Annotated in this window: 21 protein-coding genes; 10 read left to right on the top strand and 11 right to left on the bottom strand. The window is 66.0% G+C overall.

The window, feature by feature from the left end; all coding sequences use genetic code 11:
* Nucleotides 1-167 precede the first annotated feature (167 nt).
* Nucleotides 168-923 (top strand): peroxide stress protein YaaA, encoded by a 756-nt coding sequence (gene yaaA / locus AAIO73_RS05000; protein WP_345876651.1) that lies wholly within the window; start codon nucleotides 168-170, stop codon nucleotides 921-923.
* 6 nt (nucleotides 924-929) lie between these two features.
* Here the strand turns inward: yaaA and AAIO73_RS04995 are convergent, their stop codons facing one another.
* On the bottom strand, nucleotides 930-1118 hold the full coding sequence (locus AAIO73_RS04995) for a hypothetical protein (RefSeq protein WP_242116147.1): 189 nt from the start codon (nucleotides 1116-1118) through the stop codon (nucleotides 930-932).
* Nucleotides 1119-1226: 108 nt separating this feature from the next.
* Nucleotides 1227-2834, bottom strand: coding sequence for a phosphoenolpyruvate carboxykinase (locus tag AAIO73_RS04990; RefSeq protein ID WP_345876650.1), 1608 nt, complete (start codon nucleotides 2832-2834; stop codon nucleotides 1227-1229).
* A 263-nt stretch (nucleotides 2835-3097) separates the two neighbouring features.
* Here AAIO73_RS04990 and AAIO73_RS04985 point away from each other — a divergent pair, with 263 nt between their 5' ends.
* The 7 genes from AAIO73_RS04985 to AAIO73_RS04955 all read left to right on the top strand — a co-directional run bounded on the left by AAIO73_RS04985 (nucleotide 3098) and on the right by AAIO73_RS04955 (nucleotide 8394).
* Nucleotides 3098-3805 (top strand): response regulator transcription factor, encoded by a 708-nt coding sequence (locus AAIO73_RS04985; RefSeq protein ID WP_345876649.1) that lies wholly within the window; start codon nucleotides 3098-3100, stop codon nucleotides 3803-3805.
* A gap of 168 nt (nucleotides 3806-3973) precedes the next feature.
* Nucleotides 3974-5548: a sensor histidine kinase gene (locus tag AAIO73_RS04980; protein ID WP_345876648.1), complete on the top strand. Its 1575-nt coding sequence runs from the start codon at nucleotides 3974-3976 to the stop codon at nucleotides 5546-5548.
* Nucleotides 5545-5958, top strand: coding sequence for an HPr kinase/phosphorylase (locus tag AAIO73_RS04975; RefSeq protein WP_345876647.1), 414 nt, complete (start codon nucleotides 5545-5547; stop codon nucleotides 5956-5958). Before AAIO73_RS04980 ends, AAIO73_RS04975 begins: the two co-directional genes overlap by 4 nt.
* Nucleotides 5958-6848, top strand: coding sequence for an RNase adapter RapZ (rapZ, locus tag AAIO73_RS04970; protein ID WP_345876646.1), 891 nt, complete (start codon nucleotides 5958-5960; stop codon nucleotides 6846-6848). Before AAIO73_RS04975 ends, rapZ begins: the two co-directional genes overlap by 1 nt.
* A gap of 23 nt (nucleotides 6849-6871) precedes the next feature.
* A complete protein-coding gene (locus AAIO73_RS04965) occupies nucleotides 6872-7279 on the top strand; it encodes a PTS sugar transporter subunit IIA (RefSeq protein ID WP_056454184.1) in 408 nt (135 codons plus the stop codon).
* Complete coding sequence (locus AAIO73_RS04960) at nucleotides 7276-7545, top strand: HPr family phosphocarrier protein (RefSeq protein ID WP_242116141.1); 270 nt, start codon at nucleotides 7276-7278, stop codon at nucleotides 7543-7545. The genes AAIO73_RS04965 and AAIO73_RS04960 overlap by 4 nt, the downstream gene beginning before the upstream one ends.
* 90 nt (nucleotides 7546-7635) lie before the next feature.
* Nucleotides 7636-8394 (top strand): helix-turn-helix domain-containing protein, encoded by a 759-nt coding sequence (locus AAIO73_RS04955; RefSeq protein WP_345876645.1) that lies wholly within the window; start codon nucleotides 7636-7638, stop codon nucleotides 8392-8394.
* Nucleotides 8395-8448: 54 nt separating this feature from the next.
* Here AAIO73_RS04955 and AAIO73_RS04950 read toward each other — a convergent pair whose 3' ends face one another.
* Together AAIO73_RS04950 and AAIO73_RS04945 are read right to left on the bottom strand one after the other, a co-directional pair.
* A complete protein-coding gene (locus AAIO73_RS04950) occupies nucleotides 8449-8643 on the bottom strand; it encodes a con-10 family general stress protein (protein ID WP_345876644.1) in 195 nt (64 codons plus the stop codon).
* A 202-nt stretch (nucleotides 8644-8845) separates the two neighbouring features.
* Nucleotides 8846-10069, bottom strand: coding sequence for a class I SAM-dependent methyltransferase (locus AAIO73_RS04945; RefSeq protein WP_345876643.1), 1224 nt, complete (start codon nucleotides 10067-10069; stop codon nucleotides 8846-8848).
* Nucleotides 10070-10328: 259 nt separating this feature from the next.
* Between AAIO73_RS04945 and AAIO73_RS04940 the strand changes: the two genes are divergently transcribed.
* Complete coding sequence (locus tag AAIO73_RS04940) at nucleotides 10329-11561, top strand: phospholipid carrier-dependent glycosyltransferase (RefSeq protein ID WP_345876642.1); 1233 nt, start codon at nucleotides 10329-10331, stop codon at nucleotides 11559-11561.
* A 184-nt stretch (nucleotides 11562-11745) separates the two neighbouring features.
* Here AAIO73_RS04940 and AAIO73_RS04935 read toward each other — a convergent pair whose 3' ends face one another.
* From AAIO73_RS04935 to AAIO73_RS04905, 7 genes are all read right to left on the bottom strand, one after another.
* Complete coding sequence (locus AAIO73_RS04935; RefSeq protein ID WP_345876641.1) at nucleotides 11746-12858, bottom strand: glycosyltransferase family 2 protein; 1113 nt, start codon at nucleotides 12856-12858, stop codon at nucleotides 11746-11748.
* Nucleotides 12859-12963: 105 nt separating this feature from the next.
* Nucleotides 12964-14007, bottom strand: coding sequence for a 3-isopropylmalate dehydrogenase (gene leuB / locus AAIO73_RS04930; RefSeq protein ID WP_345876640.1), 1044 nt, complete (start codon nucleotides 14005-14007; stop codon nucleotides 12964-12966).
* A gap of 72 nt (nucleotides 14008-14079) precedes the next feature.
* A complete protein-coding gene (gene recO / locus AAIO73_RS04925; protein ID WP_345876639.1) occupies nucleotides 14080-14811 on the bottom strand; it encodes a DNA repair protein RecO in 732 nt (243 codons plus the stop codon).
* 15 nt (nucleotides 14812-14826) lie between these two features.
* Complete coding sequence (locus tag AAIO73_RS04920; RefSeq protein WP_345876638.1) at nucleotides 14827-15264, bottom strand: hypothetical protein; 438 nt, start codon at nucleotides 15262-15264, stop codon at nucleotides 14827-14829.
* Nucleotides 15233-15751, bottom strand: a complete 519-nt coding sequence (locus AAIO73_RS04915; protein WP_345876637.1) for a Panacea domain-containing protein — start codon at nucleotides 15749-15751, stop codon at nucleotides 15233-15235. Before AAIO73_RS04915 ends, AAIO73_RS04920 begins: the two co-directional genes overlap by 32 nt.
* Nucleotides 15752-15817: 66 nt before the next feature.
* Nucleotides 15818-16729: a GNAT family N-acetyltransferase gene (locus tag AAIO73_RS04910; RefSeq protein WP_345876636.1), complete on the bottom strand. Its 912-nt coding sequence runs from the start codon at nucleotides 16727-16729 to the stop codon at nucleotides 15818-15820.
* A complete protein-coding gene (locus tag AAIO73_RS04905; RefSeq protein WP_345876635.1) occupies nucleotides 16726-17679 on the bottom strand; it encodes a polysaccharide deacetylase family protein in 954 nt (317 codons plus the stop codon). Before AAIO73_RS04905 ends, AAIO73_RS04910 begins: the two co-directional genes overlap by 4 nt.
* A 237-nt stretch (nucleotides 17680-17916) precedes the next feature.
* Between AAIO73_RS04905 and AAIO73_RS04900 the strand changes: the two genes are divergently transcribed.
* Nucleotides 17917-18087 carry a hypothetical protein gene (locus AAIO73_RS04900; protein ID WP_345876634.1) on the top strand — a complete coding sequence of 57 codons (171 nt, stop codon included), beginning with the start codon at nucleotides 17917-17919 and terminating at the stop codon, nucleotides 18085-18087.
* The last annotated feature ends 6 nt before the right edge of the window (nucleotides 18088-18093 follow it).

The raw sequence follows: 18093 nt of genomic DNA, 5'->3' as shown, positions 1-18093 counted from the left end.
ATGCCGGAACGACGCCCGGCAGGCGTCGTTCCTGTAAGTCCAACGACGCATCCGCACAAGCGGGCGCGCGCGTCGTCCGATGCCGGACACCGCGTGAACGCGCGTTGAACGATTGTGCTCCCTCGGCCCCCTTTGACGGCGGCGTTGCGGGTCGATAGGCGGCGGCGATGATCGCCATCCTCTCCCCCGCCAAGACGCTCGATTACGATACCGCCCTGCCCGATTTGCCGCAGCACAGCATGCCGCGACTGGGGGAAGCGACCGGACAGATCGCCCGCGGTGCGGCGCGTCTGGGGGCGGCCGAGCTGGCGACACTGATGAAGATTTCGCCCAAACTCGCGGAGCTGAACGCGCGGCGCTATCGCGAATTCGATCAGGCACCCGAGCGGCCGGCGCTGCTGGCATTTGCGGGCGACGTCTATACCGGGTTCGATGCGCAATCGCTGGAGGAACCCGGGTTCGCCTTCGCGCAGGACCATGTGCGGATCCTGTCGGGCCTGTACGGGCTGTTGCGCCCGCTGGATGTAATTCGACCCTATCGGCTGGAGATGGGGACGCGCTGGGCGCCGGGACGGGCGAGCGATCTCTATGCCTTCTGGGGGACGCGGATCGCGGCGCTGCTGACGGAGGATATCGCGGCGAGCGGCGACGGAGTGGTGCTGAACCTCGCCAGTCAGGAATATTGGCATGCGGTGGCGGGCAAGCTGCCGGACGGCGTGCGGGTGATCGATGTCGATTTCCGCGAGAACGGGCCGGACGGGCCGCGCTTCGTCAGCTTTCACGCGAAGCGCGCGCGGGGGATGATGGCGCGGTGGATGTGCGAACACCGGGTGACCGATGTCGAGGCGATGCAGGGCTTCGACAGCGACGGCTATCGCTTTGCCGGTGCCGAGGGGGATCGCTGGACCTTCCTGCGGGGGTAACGCGATTCAGGTAAAGAGCGACAGCAACGCGATCACCACCGACGATCCGGCAAGCGGTCCGACGAACATAACCAGCAGGAAGATCGCGATCGTCCCGATCATCACCCGCTCCTGCGGCCGGGTCAGCCGCGCGGGCGGACGGGGCGGTTCATAGCCGTCGGGCGGCGGCGGCCAGGCGTTGGCGTCGTAGAACATCGCTCCCCTTCCCTGTCGGCCGGTCGGGGGCATAACGCGGAAAAAGCGATTGTTATCCGCAGGAACGGCGCCCCCGCTGTCGTGGCGGGGGCGCTCCTCTCCTGACCGTTATGCGAGTTCGCGGGTCTTCGGCGCGGCGTCGCGGACGCCGGCGTCGACCGCATCGGCGAACTGCGCGAAATTATGGTTGAACAGGTCGACCAGCTTGGCGGCGGTGCGGTCATAGGCGTCGCCATCGGCCCAGGTCGAACGCGGATCGAGGATCGCAGCGTCCACACCCGGCACCGATACGGGCACTTCGAACCCGAAATTGGGATCGGTGCGGAACTCGCCATCGGCCAGCGAGCCGTCGAGCGCGGCGTTGAGCAGCGCGCGCGTCGCCTTGATCGGCATGCGGCGCCCTTCGCCATATTGGCCGCCGGTCCAGCCGGTGTTGACCAGCCAGCAATCGACATTGCCCTTGGCGATCCGCTCTTTCAGCAGATTGCCATAGACCGATGGGTGGCGCGGCATGAACGGCGCACCGAAGCAGGTCGAGAAGACCGGTTCCGGCTCGGTCACACCGATTTCGGTGCCGGCGACCTTCGACGTATAGCCCGACAGGAAGTGGTACATCGCCTGATCGGGGGTCAGCCGTGCGATCGGCGGCAGGATGCCGAACGCATCGGCGGTCAGCATCACCACGTTGCGCGGCGTCGGCCCCATATTGTCGGCCGAGGCATTGGGAATGAAGTCGATCGGATAGGCGGCGCGCGAATTTTCGGCGATGCTGGGATCGTCGAGGTCGAGCATGCGGGTGTCCGGGTCCATCACCACGTTTTCGAGCACGGTGCCGAAGCGCTTCGTGGTCGCGAAGATTTCCGGTTCGGCCTCGGCCGACAGGCGGATCATCTTGGCATAGCAGCCGCCTTCGAAATTGAAGACCGCGGTGTCGGACCAGCCATGTTCGTCGTCGCCGATCAACGTGCGGCTGGCATCGGCCGACAGCGTCGTCTTGCCGGTGCCCGACAGGCCGAAGAACACCGCCGTATCGCCATTCGGGCCGATATTCGCCGAACAGTGCATCGGCATCGTGCCCGTCTCGGGCAGCAGGAAGTTGAGCAGGCCGAACACCGACTTCTTCATTTCGCCGGCATATTGCGTGCCGCCGATCAGGATCAGCTTTTCGGTCATGCTGACCGCGATCACCGTTTCGGTGCGGCAGCCATGGCGTTCGGGATCGGCGCGGAAGGTCGGCAGGTCGATGATCGTGAAGTCGGGCATGAAGTCGGCCAGATCGGCCGCTTCGGGCCGGACCAGCATCGTGCGGATGAACAGGTTATGCCACGCCAGCGTGTTGATGACGCGCACCTTGACCCGGTGTTCGGGCTGAGATCCGCCGAACAGGTCCTGTACGAACAGCGTCGGTTCGGTGGTGAGCTGTTCGAGGAAGTCGGCCTTCAGCGTCGCGAAATGTTCGGGCTGCATCGCGCGGTTGGTCTTGCCCCACCACACCGTGTCCTCGGTAATCGCATCGCGGACCATGAACTTGTCCTGCGGGCTGCGGCCGGTGTGACGACCGGTGGTGACGACCAGCGGGCCGTCCTTGGCCAGCCGCCCCTCGCCGCGCGCGACCGCCTGTTCGACGAGCTGCGGCGTCTGCAGATTCCAATGCACATCGGCGCCGGTTTCGATTCCCATCGCTGCCAGCCCGTATTGCGGCGTCACGATCGCCATGCTGCCCTTCTCCCTGTCGAATCACGGGCAGCGCACGCCATGTCCGCCGTCCCGCGCCGAGTTCGCTGTGCTTCCTCTATGCTTGGGAAAGCATGGCGTCAAACGCGTTAAACACGAATATCGACATGATGTTTGCTGTACGCGACCAATATGAGACGAAAGGAGAAAGTCGAATAATTATATGATGATTTGAACTGTCGAAGCCATTGAGCCTTGCCCCCCTTTCGCCTAACCCTGCACGCGATGCAGACGGACCTCAGGCCATGACCGCCACGATCGCGCTGGTCGACGACGACCGCAACATTCTGACCTCCGTCTCGATCGCGTTGCAGACCGAAGGTTTCACGACGCGCGTCTATTCCGACGGCGAAGTGGCGTTGAAAGCGTTTGCCGAGAATCCACCGGACCTTGCCGTACTCGACATCAAGATGCCGCGCATGGACGGCCTAGAACTGCTGCGCCGGTTGCGCGAACGCAGTCGCCTGCCGGTCATCTTCCTGACCAGCAAGGACGATGAGCTGGACGAGGCGCTCGGGCTGGCGATGGGCGCCGACGACTATATCGCCAAGCCGTTTTCGCAGCGGCTGCTGATCGCGCGCATCCGCGCCATCCTGCGCAGGGCCGAACCGGCCCAGCCGGGTGAGCCGGGCAGCGCCGATAGCGCGCAACCGGTGCTCGAGCGCGGACGCCTCGCCATGGATCCGGCGCGGCACAAGGTGACGTGGAATGGCGAGAATGTGACGCTGACCGTCACCGAATTCCTGATCCTCGAAACGCTGGCCAGCCGTCCAGGCATCGTCAAGACCCGCAACCAGTTGATGGACGCCGCCTATCAGGACGACATCTATGTCGACGACCGCACCATCGACAGCCACATCAAACGCCTGCGCCGCAAGTTCCGGCAGGTCGACAAGGAATTCGACGCGATCGAAACGCTGTATGGCGCGGGGTACCGGTTCGCCGACGATTGAGGATGCAGGTGACATCGTATCAAACCGTTCGTGCTGAGTAGGGGCTGAGCTTGTCGAAGACCCGTATCGAAGCACCTGCCGTCGCGGTCCTTCGATACGCCGCTTCGACAGGCTCAGCGGCTACTCAGGACGAACGGTTTTGGCTGGCGGCCAGGGGGTATGCGCTGAATGCCCGACGCTGACCCCATCGACCGTCCACCCGACGAAGGCGCGCTGTCGCTGCGCTGGTCGGGCCGCGTGTCGCTGACCCCGCGCATCCTGTTCGTCAACATCTTCGCGCTCGCGCTGCTGGCGGGCGGCTTCTTCTATCTCGACAGCTACCGCGCACGCATCGTCGATGGCCGCGTCGCGCAGGCCGAGCGCGAGGTGCGGCTGATCGCCGAGGCGCTGACGCTGCTGGCGCCCGACGAGCGCACCGACGAAATGGTCAATTTCGCGCGCAAATCGGGGCTGCGCCTGCGCATCTACGACCGGCGCGGGCGGCTGGTCGCCGACAGCCGACAGCTGGGCGTGCGCAATTTCCAGCTGCTCGATCCCGACAAGGATGGCTGGCAGCAGGATGCGGCGCGCGCGCTGGACGCGGTGATCGATACCGTGGTCCGCAACGACCGCGACCCGTTGTACCGCGAACGCGCACCTGGTCGTGGTCTGCGCTGGCCCGATGTGGTGACGGTCCGCACCACCGGCGGCACGGCGGCGACGGTGTGGCGCGCGCCCGACCGGACGCCGGTCGTCACCGCCGCCGCGCCGCTGCCCGAGGATCGGGTGCTGATGGCGACGGTCAATGCCCGCGACATCACCCAGACGGTGCGGACCGAACGCGCCCGCCTGAGCATGGTCCTCGCCGTCGCGGTGCTGCTGTCGGTGCTGTTGTCGCTGTTCCTCGCGCGCACTATCGTCCGGCCGATGCGCATGCTGGCGCGCGCCGCGATCCGGGTACGCTTGGGCCGCGACCGCGAGGTAGTCGTCCCACGCCTGCCCAGCCGCCGCGACGAGATCGGGATGCTCGCCCGCGCCCTGTCCGACATGACCGGCGCGCTGCGGAGTCGGATCGACGCGACCGAAGCCTTTGCCGCCGACGTGACGCACGAACTCAAGAACCCGCTCGCCTCGCTGCGATCGGCGGTCGATGGTCTCGCGACGGTCAGGGACCCCGATCTCCGCGACCAGCTGCTGGCGATCGTGCAGGACGATGTGCATCGGCTCGACCGGCTCATCACCGATATTTCGGATGCGTCGCGCCTCGACGCGCAATTGGCGCGGGCGAAGTTCGAAAATGTCGATCTGGCCGCATTGGTCGCGGCGCTGGTCGCCTATCGCGTCGATCGCGGGGTCGAACGCGGCGTCACCCTGCATTTCGAGCGCGACGGCGACGATCCGCTGGTGGTGCTTGGCGAAGGGGCGCGGCTGGAACGGGTGTTCGCCAACCTGATCGACAACGCCATCTCCTTCTCGCCGCCGGACGGCGAAGTGCGGATCAGCGGCGGCAATGACGGCGATCTGGTCGAGATCGAAATCACCGACGACGGTCCCGGCGTCCCCCCCGAACAGCGCGAGGCGGTGTTCCGCCGCTTCCATTCGGTCCGCCCCGGTGGCGAGGCGTTCGGCCAGCATTCGGGCCTTGGCCTTGCCATCGCCCGGACCATCGTCGAAGGGCATGGCGGTATGATCGCCGCCGAATCACGTCGGGATAACCGCGAAGGCGCGCGCTTCGTCGTGCAACTGCCGATCGTCGGCGCATGAGCGAACCGCCGATCCATGCCGGCTGCGTCGCGATGCGCGGGGTCGGCGTGCTGATCGCCGGGCCGTCGGGATCGGGCAAATCGGACCTCGCGCTGCGCCTGATCGATCGCGGCGCGGTGCTGGTCAGCGACGATTACACGCTACTTCATGCCGCGGGCGGTAAGCTCCACGCGACCGCCCCCGTCACCATTGCCGGGCGGATCGAGGTGCGAGGGATCGGCATCATCAACCGGCCGACCCTGGCGAGCGTGCCGGTCGCACTGTTCGTCGAAGCCGGTACGCCCGACCGCATGCCCGAACCGGCGGCGCGGGTCATCGCCGGGATCGCCATTCCCGCTTACCGACTGGCGTTGCTCGAAGCGTCGGCACCCGCCAAGATCGACCTCATGCTCGACAGGATTCTCCGATAATGCGTCACGCCGATATCCTGCTCGTCACCGGCATGTCCGGGGCGGGAAAATCGACGGTGCTCAAGACGCTGGAAGACAGCGGCTGGGACATTGTCGACAATCTGCCGCTGCGCCTTCTCGGCAACCTCATCGCCGCCAGCCCCGCCGATGCCGACCGGCAACTGGCGATCGGCATCGGCACGCGGACGCGCGGCTTCGATGCCGAGGCGATCGTCAAGTCGATCCGCGACCGCCCCGATCTGGGGGTCAGCGTGCTGTTCCTCGACAGCAGCCAGGCCGAGCTGGAGCGGCGCTATAACGAGACTCGCCGCCGCCACCCGCTGGCGACCGATCGCACCGCCGCCGACGGGATCGAGCGCGAGCGCGAGGTGCTCGAACCGCTGCGCGGCTTCGCCAACCGCTTGCTCGACACGACCAACTTCTCGCGCAATGCGCTGGCCGAATGGGTGCGCGAGACGTTCGCCGCACCGGGCAGCGCCGATCCGGTGCTGTCGGTGCTGTCGTTCGGCTTCGCGCGGGGCGTGCCGCGCAACGCCGATATCGTCCTCGACATGCGGTTCCTGCGCAATCCGCACTGGGATCCGGTGCTGCGGCCGGGCACCGGGCTCGACGCCGATGTCGCCGCCTATGTGCAGGCAGATCCGGCCTATGATGCCGCCATCGCCTCGTTCGAAACGATGCTGTCGATCCTGCTGCCGCGCTACAAGGCGGAGGGAAAATCCTATGTCACCATCGCCTTCGGCTGTACCGGCGGGAGACACCGGTCGGTCCATGTCGCCGAACGCATGGGGGCATGGTTGCGCGAACAGGGTTTTTCGCCCACGATAGACCATCGCGATCTGGGCACCGCGCCACAGGATTCGCTGGAAGGCGCTCGGCGCGCGCCATGACGGATGTGGGAACGACGACGAACATGATCGGGTTGGTATTGGTGACGCATGGTCGTCTTGCCCAGGAGTTCGTCGTTGCGATGGAGCATGTCGTCGGCCCGCAGGAGCGGATCGAGACGGTATGTATCGGTCCCGAGGACGATATGGAGGAACGCCGCGCCGACATCGCCACCGCGATCGCCGCGGTCGACGCCGGACAGGGCGTCATCGTGCTGACCGACCTGTTCGGCGGCACGCCCAGCAACCTTGCCATCTCGCTGATGGAAACCGGCCGGATCGAGGTGATCGCCGGCATCAACCTGCCGATGCTGATCCGGCTGGGCGGCGCGCGGAAAGCGATGAAGGTCGCCGAGGCGGTAGCCGCCGCGCGGGAGGCGGGTCGCAAATATATCTCGGTCGCCAGCGAGGTTCTGGGGGAAGCAGCGGCATGACGATCACGCGCACGGTGCAGATCACCAACCGGCGCGGCCTGCACGCGCGCGCGTCGGCCAAGTTCGTGACGATGGCCGCCGCGCAACCGATCGAGGTCAGCGTCGAGAAGGACGGATCGTGCGTCACCGGGACGTCGATCATGGGCCTGATGATGCTGGGCGCCGCCAAGGGCGACCATATCACGATCAGCGCATCGGGCGACGGCGCGGAACTGGTGGTCGGGCAGTTGGCCCAACTGGTCGAGGATCGCTTCGGCGAGGATTGAGGACCAGGGTCGCTGGCCAACAGGGCCGGAATAGGCCCCACAAATTTTTAGGGGTGGTCCCACCCCCGCCCCGGCCATAGGCCGACCCCCATGCACCAACCGACCGAAACCGCGCTTGCCGCCCTGACCGACAAGGAAAAGCAGACGCTGCGCCTGATCGTGCGCGGGCATGATGCGAAGTCGGTGGCGGTCACGCTCGGCCTATCGGTCCATACCATCAACGAACGGCTCCGCGATGCACGGCGCAAGCTGGCGGTGTCGAGCAGTCGCGAGGCGGCGCGGATGCTGTTCGAGGCGGAGGGCGCGACCCCCGAAAATATGGGGGACAACAGAAACGGGGACGACGTGGTCGGCAGCGCGACCGATGTCGAAACCGCGCCGGACGACGGCGCGGGGCGGTCCGTCCGGTCGCCCCGGTTTCTGATCGGAGCGTTTCTGATGACCTTTGCCCTCGGCCTGCTGGCCCTTACCCTGACACCGGCAACGGTGCAGACACCGCCACCGCCCCCCGCGACCGCACCGGCGACCCCTGCCCCCGAAGCGGCGCGCGCCTTCCTCGAACTGGTCGATCAAGGCCGCTGGACCGACAGCTACCGCCGGTTCGGCGTCGCCTTTCGAAAGTTGAATACCGAGCAGGTCTGGGCAAACGTCTCGGAAAAGGTCCGCACGCCGCTCGGCCCGGTCGTGTCGCGGACGTTGATCGGACAGGAATATGTCCCCGCCCCGCCTTATGGCTACCAATCGGTCAAGTTCCGCACCCGCTTCGCCACGGGCGGCGAACAGGTCGAAACGGTCATGCTGGACCAGGAAGATACCGAGTGGAAAGTCGTCGGTATCACCGTCGGCTGATCCGATCGGAATGGCGGCGAACGGCATGGGCGGACCGTTCGCCGCCGCAACCGTTCAGCCGTTGCTCTGGCCGCCGTGGCTGCTCTGGCCACCCTTCGATCCGGCTTCGCTCGCGCGTTCCGGGTCGTTCCTGAAATTGCCGCTGCTTTCGTGGCCGCCCTTGCGTCCGGCTTCGGAAGCCTTTTCGCGGTCATTGGCAAAATTGCCCGGATTATTGTTGCGGCCGCCGCCGCCATTACTGTCTGCCATTACTTCTCTCCTGCATCCCGCTCGCGGACACAGACGAAGATCGACTGGCGACCGTTGCAATCCTGCGTGCAGGTTTAATTATATCAATCATTCACTTAGGTGATGGCACGGAACGGCGAGCGCTGCTCGAAGCACGCGTCGCAACACTGCCGGATCCGCAACCGAACAGGACCGGCCCGCCGGTCATGATCGGAAATTTCGCTCACCCTCGCAGCCGTCGCTCTTCCTCGACCATGTAATCGCGCGTCAGCGGCAATGCCCAGCGGTCGCGGGTCAGTTGCACCTGATAATTGACCATGCCGCCATGGCGGAACGCCGCCGCCGCACCCGCCAGATAGAAGGTCCACATGCGGTAGAATTTCTCGTCGTACAGCGCGACGATCTGCTCCTTCGCCGCCACCGTGCGCGCATACCAGTGATCGATGGTCAGCGCATAATGCACGCGCAGCACCTCGACATCGCTCGCAATCAGCTTGGTGCCCTCATAGCCGCGCACGATTTCGGACAGCGCCGGGTTGTAGCCACCGGGAAATATATATTTGGTCGTGAAGGTATCGGTGACGCCCGGCACGCCCATCCGGCCGATGGTGTGCAGCAGCATCACCCCGTCATCGGTCAGCAGCTCGCGGCATTTGCGGAAGAACGTCCCATATTGCGGCGGGCCGACATGTTCGAACATGCCGACCGATACGATCCGGTCGAACCGGCCGGTAACGTGGCGATAGTCGATCAGTTCGAACTTCACCTTGTCGGCGACGCCCGCTTCCTCGGCGCGGCGGCGGGCGACCTTGATCTGCTCTTCGGACAGGGTGACGCCCAGCACCTCGGCCCCGGTCTTCTCGTGCAGGTACAGCGCCATCCCGCCCCAGCCGCAACCGATGTCGAGCACGCGCATCCCCGGCCGGATCGCCAGCTTGGCGGCGATATGCGCCTTCTTGTCCGCCTGCGCCTGTTCGAGACCATTGTCGGCATCGGTGAAATAGGCGCAGCTATATTGCAGGTCGCTGTCCAGGAAGAGCGCGTAGAGCCGGTCGGACAGGTCGTAATGATGCGCGACGTTGCGCTTTGACCGGCGCGCCATATTGACCCGGTCGATCCGGTGGCGGACCGCATCGAACAGGCGGATCGGCAGCGACGGCTGCAACCCGCCGCCACGGCCCCATGGCGTGTTGCCGGTCAGCAGTTCGACCAGATCGCGAATGTCGCCGCGATCGATGACCAGCTCGCCATCCATATACGCCTCCGCCGCGCCCAATGCGGGATGGCGGACGATCCGGCCGGCAACACCGGGCTTGGTGAAACGGATTGCAACGTCGGGAAAGGCCGGATCAGGGCTCCCGAAGCTGACGGTGCGGCCATTTGCGTGGGTCAGGGACAGGGTGCCGCGACGAACGGTGCGCGACAGGAACGTATCGATCAATGCCATGAACGGTCCGTTAGGGACCGAATGTGGCAAGTCATAGGCGAGCGTTAACAATCCGTGCAGCAGAACGCGAAGCTACACGACCGCGCCAAAATCCTCCCCGGCACGGGGAGGGGGATCAGCGAAGCTGGTGGAGGGGGATCGCGGCGCGGCACAACGGTGCCGGATATGGCCGACCCCCTCCACCATCCTGCGGATGGTCCCCCTCCCCGCCGGGCGGGGAGGATTTGCTTGGCTCGGCGGTTCCGCTACATGCACCCCCATGCTCTCCCGTCTGCGCGATCGCCCCTGGACCACCGCGCTGCTGATCGGCGTGGCGGCGCAATTGCTGTTCATATGGGGGCTGGGCCGACCGGGCAGGCTGTCGTTCGACGAGGTGCATTACGTCCCCGCCGCGCGCATCCTGCTGACCCTCGCCTATCCGGCCAATCCCGAACATCCGCTGGTCGCCAAGGAACTGATCGCGCTGGGTATCGCGCTGCTCGGCGACAATCCATGGGGCTGGCGGATCATGGGAACGCTGGCCGGAACCGCGACCGTGCTCGGCGTCTTCGCCATCCTGCAACTGCTGTTCCGGCGGACGCATGTCGCGGCATTCGGCGCGGGGATGGCGATCCTCAACCAGACCTTGCTGGTCGAAGCGCGGACCGCGATGCTGGAGGTGTATCTCGGCGCGTTCGTGACGCTCGCCATCGCCGCCTTGCTCTGGTCGATGCGCGGCCGGCCGGCATGGCGGCTGATGCTGGCGGCGGTGCTGTTCGGGCTGGCGGTCGGGGTCAAATGGGCGGCGGTGCCCTATGTCGCCGGGGCCGGGGTGCTGCTGCTGTGGGGCAAGAGCGGCGGGCGCAATTACTGGCCGGAGCTGCGGCTGATCCCGGCGCTGGCGATCCTCGGGACGGTCAGCATCGCCACCTATTTCGCGACCTTTACCCCCGCCTTCTTCTACGCATCCGAACCGCTCACCCTTGCCCGCCTGCTGCCGTTCCAATGGGACATGTACGAACGCCAGACGCAGATACTGGCGGCGCATCCCTATCAGTCGAGCTGGTGGAGCTGGCCGCTGCTCGCCCGGCCGATCTGGTATTTCTACGAACCCGATGACGGGGTGCAGCGCGGCGTGCTGCTACTCGGCAATCCGGCGATCATGTGGGGCGGATTGCTGGCGGTTGCGGTGTGCCTTTGGAGCGGCTGGAAGCGGCGGGCACCGGCGCTGCTGGGGGTTGGGCTGCTCTGGGTCGGGTCGCTGGCGGTCTGGGCAGTGATCCCCAAATCGCTGGGCTTCTATTATTACTATCATCTGTCGAGCATCTGGCTGTGCCTTGCGCTCGCCGCCGCCTTCCACGCCCATGCGAAAGGCCGCCTCGCCCGCGCCGACGAATGGTTCGCGCTGCCTGCGATCATGCTGTTCGTCTATTTCTACCCGATCATCTCCGCCGCCCCGCTATCGGGACCGCAGGCGTTCAACCGCTGGATGTGGTTCGATGGCTGGCGTTGAATCAGTTCGCACAGAGTAGATTTTCGCGCGAAGGCGCAAAGGACGCCAAGGGGTTGCGATCGGAAGATCGCCATCTCTTACCCCATAACGGTCGGAAGCCGCTATCGCGGCAAACGCAACCTCTTTGCGCACTTTGCGCCTTTGCGCGAACATCCTAATCTCTTAGCGCCTTCGCGTGAAACCCTTACGCCGCACGACGCCGCCCGTACCGCCCCCAGGTAAAGCGCGACGACAGCGCGAAATTCCACACTGCCCCGACCGCGATCCCCGCCAGCGCCGGCAGCGCCCACGCCCCCCCCCGTACATCGTACAGGAACGCCGCCAGTCCGACATTGGCCACCGCCCCCACCGAACACACCGCACAGAAGGACACCCAGCCGTCGAGCAACGCCTTCGTGCCCCGCAGCCGTCGGTCGCGATAGGTCAGGTGATTGTTCAGGAAGAAGTTGAACGTCATCGCCACCATCGTCGCCACGATCGTCGCGGCCACGAACCCGCTGCCCAACTCCAGCAGCAGCCCCAGCGCCGCCAGATGCACGATCGCCCCCGCCGCGCCGATCGCCGAGAACATCACGAAGCGCACCGGCACCACCCGTCCGAACATCCGGTCGTACAGCGCGATCAGATATTCGAGCGCGACGACATGGTCGAGCTTGCTTTCCCCGACAGCTCGCGTGCGAAATACATAGGGGAGTTCGGCGAACCGCAGCGGCTCGGGCGCGGCGGTCAGGATGTCGAGCAATATCTTGAACCCGATCCCCGACAGGCGCGGCGCAACGCGGCGCACCACCGCGCTGCGGATCATGAAGAACCCGCTCATCGGATCGGACAGGTCGGCCTTCAGCACCCGCCGCGACAGGCGCGTGGCGAGCGCCGACTTGGCGACGCGATCGGCATCCCATGCCCCGGTCCCGCCGCCCGCGACGAAACGCGAGCCGACCACCAGATCGAGCGCCGGATCGGCCTTGAGCGCCGCCGCCATGCGCGGCAACAGCGTCTCGTCATGCTGCAGATCGCCATCGATCACCGCGACCAGCGGCGCGGCGGTGGCGCACATCCCCTCGACACAGGCGGTGGAAAGTCCGCGCCGGCCGATGCGCTGGATCACACGGATACGCGGATCGCTACGCGCGATGTCGCGTACCACGTCGGCGGTGCCATCGGGGCTGTCGTCGTCGACGAAGATCGCCTCCCACGCAATGCCGGCGAGCGCGGCGTCGAGCGCGGCGACGAGCAAGGGGACGTTGCCGCGTTCGTTGAACACGGGCACGACAATCGCAAGGTCGAGCGGGGTCATATCCCCCTTACCGTACCCCCGCGCAGGCGGGGGTCCAGAGCCACGGGCGACGCTGTTCGTTACCCTGAATCCCCGCCTGCGCGGGGATACGATAGCGCGTAAGGATCACAATGCGGCCAACACCGCGTTCGTCATATCCTCGGTCGTCGCCGTCCCGCCCAGATCGGGCGTCCGATGCCCGGCGACCAGCGCCGCGGTCACCGCCGCCTCGATCCGGTCGGCAGCTTGCGGCAAGCCCAGCGAATGGCGCAGCATCATCGCCGCCGACAGGATCGTTGCCAGCGGATTGGCCTTGCCCTGCCCGGCGATATCGGGTGCCGAACCGTGGATCGGCTCGTACAGCCCCTTCTTTTCCTGATTGATCGCGGCGGAAGGCAGCATGCCGATCGAACCGGCACACATGCTAGCCTGATCCGACAGGATATCGCCGAACAGGTTGCCCGTGACGATCACGTCGAACTGGCCCGGATTGCGCACCAGCTGCATCGCGGCATTGTCGACATACATATGGGTCAGCGCGACGTCGGGATAGTCGGTCGACACTTCGATCACCACGTCGCGCCACAGCTGCGAGGTTTCGAGGACATTCGCCTTGTCGACCGAGCACAGCCGGTGGTTGCGGGTCCGTGCGGTCTCGAACGCGACACGGGCGATGCGCGCCACTTCGGCCTCGTCGTAGCGCATCAGGTCATGGCCTTCGCGCAGCCCCTCGGCGGTCGTGCCCCGCCCTTTCTCGCCGAAATAGACGTCGCCGGTCAGTTCGCGCACGATCACCATGTCGATCGCGGCGGCGACTTCGGGGCGAAGCGCGGAGGCGTCCTCCAGCCCGGCGAACAGCTTGGCCGGGCGCAGATTGGCGAACAGCCCCAATGCCTTGCGCAGGCCCAGGATCGCCTGTTCCGGGCGATGCTCGCGCGCGACGTTGTCGAATTCGGGATCGCCGACCGCACCGAACAGCACCGCATCGGCCCGCTTCGCCAGATCGAGCGTCGCGGGCGGCAGCGGATGGCCGTGCGCGCGGTACGCCGCGCCACCGACCGGCGCTTCCTCGAATATCAGGTCGAGACCCAGCGCATCGAGCACCCGGCGCGCTGCCGCCACCACTTCCGGTCCGATCCCGTCGCCGGGCAGTATCGCGATCAAGGCCATTGCGTCATTCCTGTTTCGCGCACGAAGATTGCGCGTTTCACCGGCAAAAGCCCCTGCCCCAAGCCGGGCGGGTCACGCAACCGTCCTTTTCAATCGCTCGATCAACCGTTCGCGGGCCGCCAGCACGTCCTGCCCCCGCCCGCCCAGCAGGTCGCGCGACAGGAAATGCCCCGAGAGCGCGAGGCCGTCGAACGCCGCCTCCCAGCTCGCCGGGCCGCCCTCCGCCAGAAAGGCGGGCAGCGCCAGCAACCGATGCTCCAGTCCCGTCGCCGCTCCACGTGACACCGCGCCGCCGCTTCTCGGGCTGACATGGGTCAGATCGTCGCGCGCCCCCGTGGCGACGCATTCGTCGAGCGCCAGCCCGAAGCCCAGTTCGGACAGGATCAGCAATTCGGTCCGCACCAGCGCCCCGATCCACGCCCGCGCCGCCGGTGCTGCCGCGATCGCCGCGAACAGGCCGTCGAGCGCCGCATGGATGCGCGGATAGGGTTGCGCCTCGGGCAGCGCATAGGCGGTCAGCCCGCACATCCAGTCGATCGCCGCCGCCGGCACCGGTTCGGCGAACAGTGGTGCCCGACTCTCGACCAGTTCGACGCCAAGCGCCGCCAACTGCGTATCGCTCCGCGCCCGCCAATCGCCACGTACGATATTGCCCGGCTGCAGCACCGGCCGGATCGCCCGGCTCCGCCCGCCGCGGACGTATCCGGGTTGCACCCCGGCCTCGGCAGTGAGCGCCCGCACCACCGCGCCATGCTCGCCATGGGGGCGGGCCGAAAGCAGGATGGCGGTGGTGTTGAGGTGCATGGATGAGCGGGCGCGCTAGTTGCCCGACGCCTTGTCCGCCGCCGCGCGTATTCCGCCGAACAGGCCGCTGATGACCATGCCGATCAAACCGATGACGGACACGGCTGTGCTACCGGCAATAATGCCGAGGATCGTTTCCGACAGCGCGAAGCCGGTCTTTTGCTTCCAACCGGCCAACAGCAACATCGCGCCGACGGCAACGCAATACACCGCAACGAACCAGAATACGCGGTTCGAATAACCCTCCAGCATGCCGGCTCGGACTTCATCGATCGTTCGCTTGGCCTTCACCCGATCGAGCTCGGCGCGTACTTCTTCCAGCTCGGATACGGCAGCGATTGCCATCTTGTAATATACGCGATCGCCCGAATCTGACGTACTGTCCGGCAACTCCAGCGGAGCGTCCGATATCAGTTCCGGGTCACGCTGCGTTTTGCTGGGCACGGTCGGCAAGCAGGTCGTAATGACGATGAATGATCGCCTGATCGATCTCCGCGCTCTTGCCTTGGGTCGTATAGGTCGTGAACCATGGCGTGTCGCGCATATGGGTGATTGCCGACAATTGCGCGCCGGACATGTTGCCGTACCGCTTCCAAACCTGCGCGATCACCGCCTTCTCGCGATCGTTCAGCGAAGCGCGGTACGGTTCTCCCCTACCATCCTTCGCTCCAAAGAAGCACGCCGCCTCGCCATCGTCGCTGCTTATCAACCGACGCAGCGGCTGCCGGCCGAAGTATTTGGTATGATCGTACAGGTCGCGATACACCGGACCGTAATCCCACGCCTCGACCGGATCAGCTACCAGCCGCTCGCCGTTGATTGCCCAGTTCCAGCCATTTGCCAGATACGTCAACTTCTGAAGTTGCATCTGCGTGAGCTGTGACGCTGCACCGGGCTGCGACAGGAACTCGTTCGCAATCTCTACGGAGCGATATGCCAATTCAGCGCTCCTGCAGTTTCGTCATGCCTATGAACATAGCATAGGTCGGCGACGTTACAACCAGCACTAGCCCCGCCGTACCCGCGTCACCAGCCTCCCAAACACCGGCCAATCCCGCGCACGCTTCACCCGCTCCACCACCCCGTCAAACGCCTGCAATGCCTTCACCACCGCCCGATTGCTCCGGCTATCGCGCAACAACAGTAGGTCAGCACACGCCGTCCCGCCCGTAGCGAATTGCCGCTTATGCTGCCCCTCGCCCTCAGTGAAATCAAACCGCAGCGCACCCGGGTCGGCGAACAGCACGCGGAAGGCTTCCATGTGCAGCACGCTGCCCGGCGACCATTCGCTCCAGCTCGGATCATGCCCGACATAGTCGTACCGCACATCGCCGTCGGTCATCGGGCAGTAGAGATAGGCGATCGGCGACCCGCCGACGAACAGCAGCCAACCGAACGCCTCACCACGCGCGCCCTTGCCCTGCATCACCGCGCGGAACGGTACGTCGGCCGGCAGTCCCGCACCGAGCAGCTTTTCCTGATAGGTCCGTTCCGCCACCCGCCGCGCAAGACCATGAAACTCGGCCAGTTCGTGCGCGGTGCGATAGGTGCGGACGTCGAGCGACCCTTCATTCACCTCGGCCAGCTTCTTGCGCTTGCGCTTGAGCGAGGACCGCGCATTGCCCGACAAGCCCGCGAACCACGCATCGAACCCGATCGTCAGGTCGGTGTGATAGCGCGTATAGCGCTGCCGCACGAACACGATCGCAGCCTCCGCCACGACGGCCGGCATCAGCGGCTCAGGTAGCGACGTCACCGACCAGCCATCCGCCCCTTTGGGCAAGGGCGGCAGGACCGGCACTTCCGCCGCCAGCACGTCGCGCAACTCCATCGGCACGCGCGCCAGCCGCCGCCGCACCGAGAACAGCGTCCGCGCGCCGATCTGGAACTTGATCGGCCAGGGCTGGACCTGCGTCACGCCGCGCGTTCCTCGATCAGGTTCGACCAGAGCTGCTCGACCTGTCGCCACCGGGTCCGGAGCGCACTGGCCGGCAATGGTCGGTCGTCCTGCCCCAGCCGCAGCGCGGGGCGGTCGCGGAAATGCGTCGTCGGCAGGCGATCGGCATGTGCCGCAAGCGTGCGGCACAATGCTTCGAACCGCCGGACATGCACCCCATTAGCGCGCGTACCGCTCCGGTTGGCGAGTTCGAAGCCATGGCTGACGATCGTCACCGCCGCATGGTTCTGCGCCGCGGCATGGGCCAGTGCCGCGCGCATCTCGGCGGCCGACAGCGCGCAAATCTGGAAATGCCGCCGCCCGCCGCCCGGCATCGCGATCGTCGTCACCGGCACCTCCATCAGCCCGCGATGCGCGACCGGCGCGATCACGTCGGGGGACAGCGCGATCATGCTCGGCCATGGATGGTGCGCACCATTATGGCTGCTGTCATAGGCAAAGCCGAGTGCCGCCAGTGCATCGAGGGTCACGTCGTTGGCGCTATAGCTCCCGGCACGAAACGCGACCGGATCGGGCGCCCCCGCCGCCCGCAACAAGTCGCGGGCCTCACCTAGCAGATCCTGCTGCTCCTGCCGCGACAGGTCGACCAGTTCGAACACATGCGCTTGGCCGCGATCGTCCAGCGCCGCGCGCGTCCAATTGGGGTGGAGATGCAGCTGCACCTCCTGCTCCGCCGCCAATATCGCCCCCACGGTCGGCGCGATCGCGGCCATGCCGTACAGCCGCGCCGGCAGCGGATCGACGAAGAAACATGCTTTCAACCCATAGGCGCGCAGCCGTTCGAGCTGCCACGTCACGCCGACCCCGGCAGGTTCGAGCGAGCGCTGCACGACCTGATCGGCCGGCAGGTCGGCGGCGTGGTGCCGCCACATCAATTCGGTATCGATCGTCAGGAAGACGGGGGTCGTCATGCTGCTGTCCTGCCCGTTTCGCGTAAAGAAGCGGTGAAGCGATCGCGCACGTTCGGCAACTTTAGTACGCTAGGGACCAAGCATGCGTTAACCATCATTCTCCGCGGTTCGGCGCCGATATTGCCTGTGCGTACCATGCAAGCCACGCAATTCGATCGCTTTCTTTGAAAATTCCCCCGGAACAGGATCACCGGCCAAGCCGTTACGCGGCCGAATTTAAACCATATCGGAGGCATAATGAGCGACGATATCGACCGGACCGACGCGATCTTCCTCGTCGCGCAGCACGGCCGCAACGCGTTGCAGGTCGCCGCCGCCCGGACCGCCGGCGCACTATGCCGCGGCGACCGGGGCGAAGCACAGCGCTGGCTGGCGATCCGCAGCTTCCTGCAACGCGCCATGGCGTAGCACGTC

The organism is Sphingomonas epibiotica, from assembly GCF_039615155.1.
Lineage (GTDB): Bacteria > Pseudomonadota > Alphaproteobacteria > Sphingomonadales > Sphingomonadaceae > Sphingomonas.
This window is presented reverse-complemented; position numbering and strand designations above follow the sequence as displayed.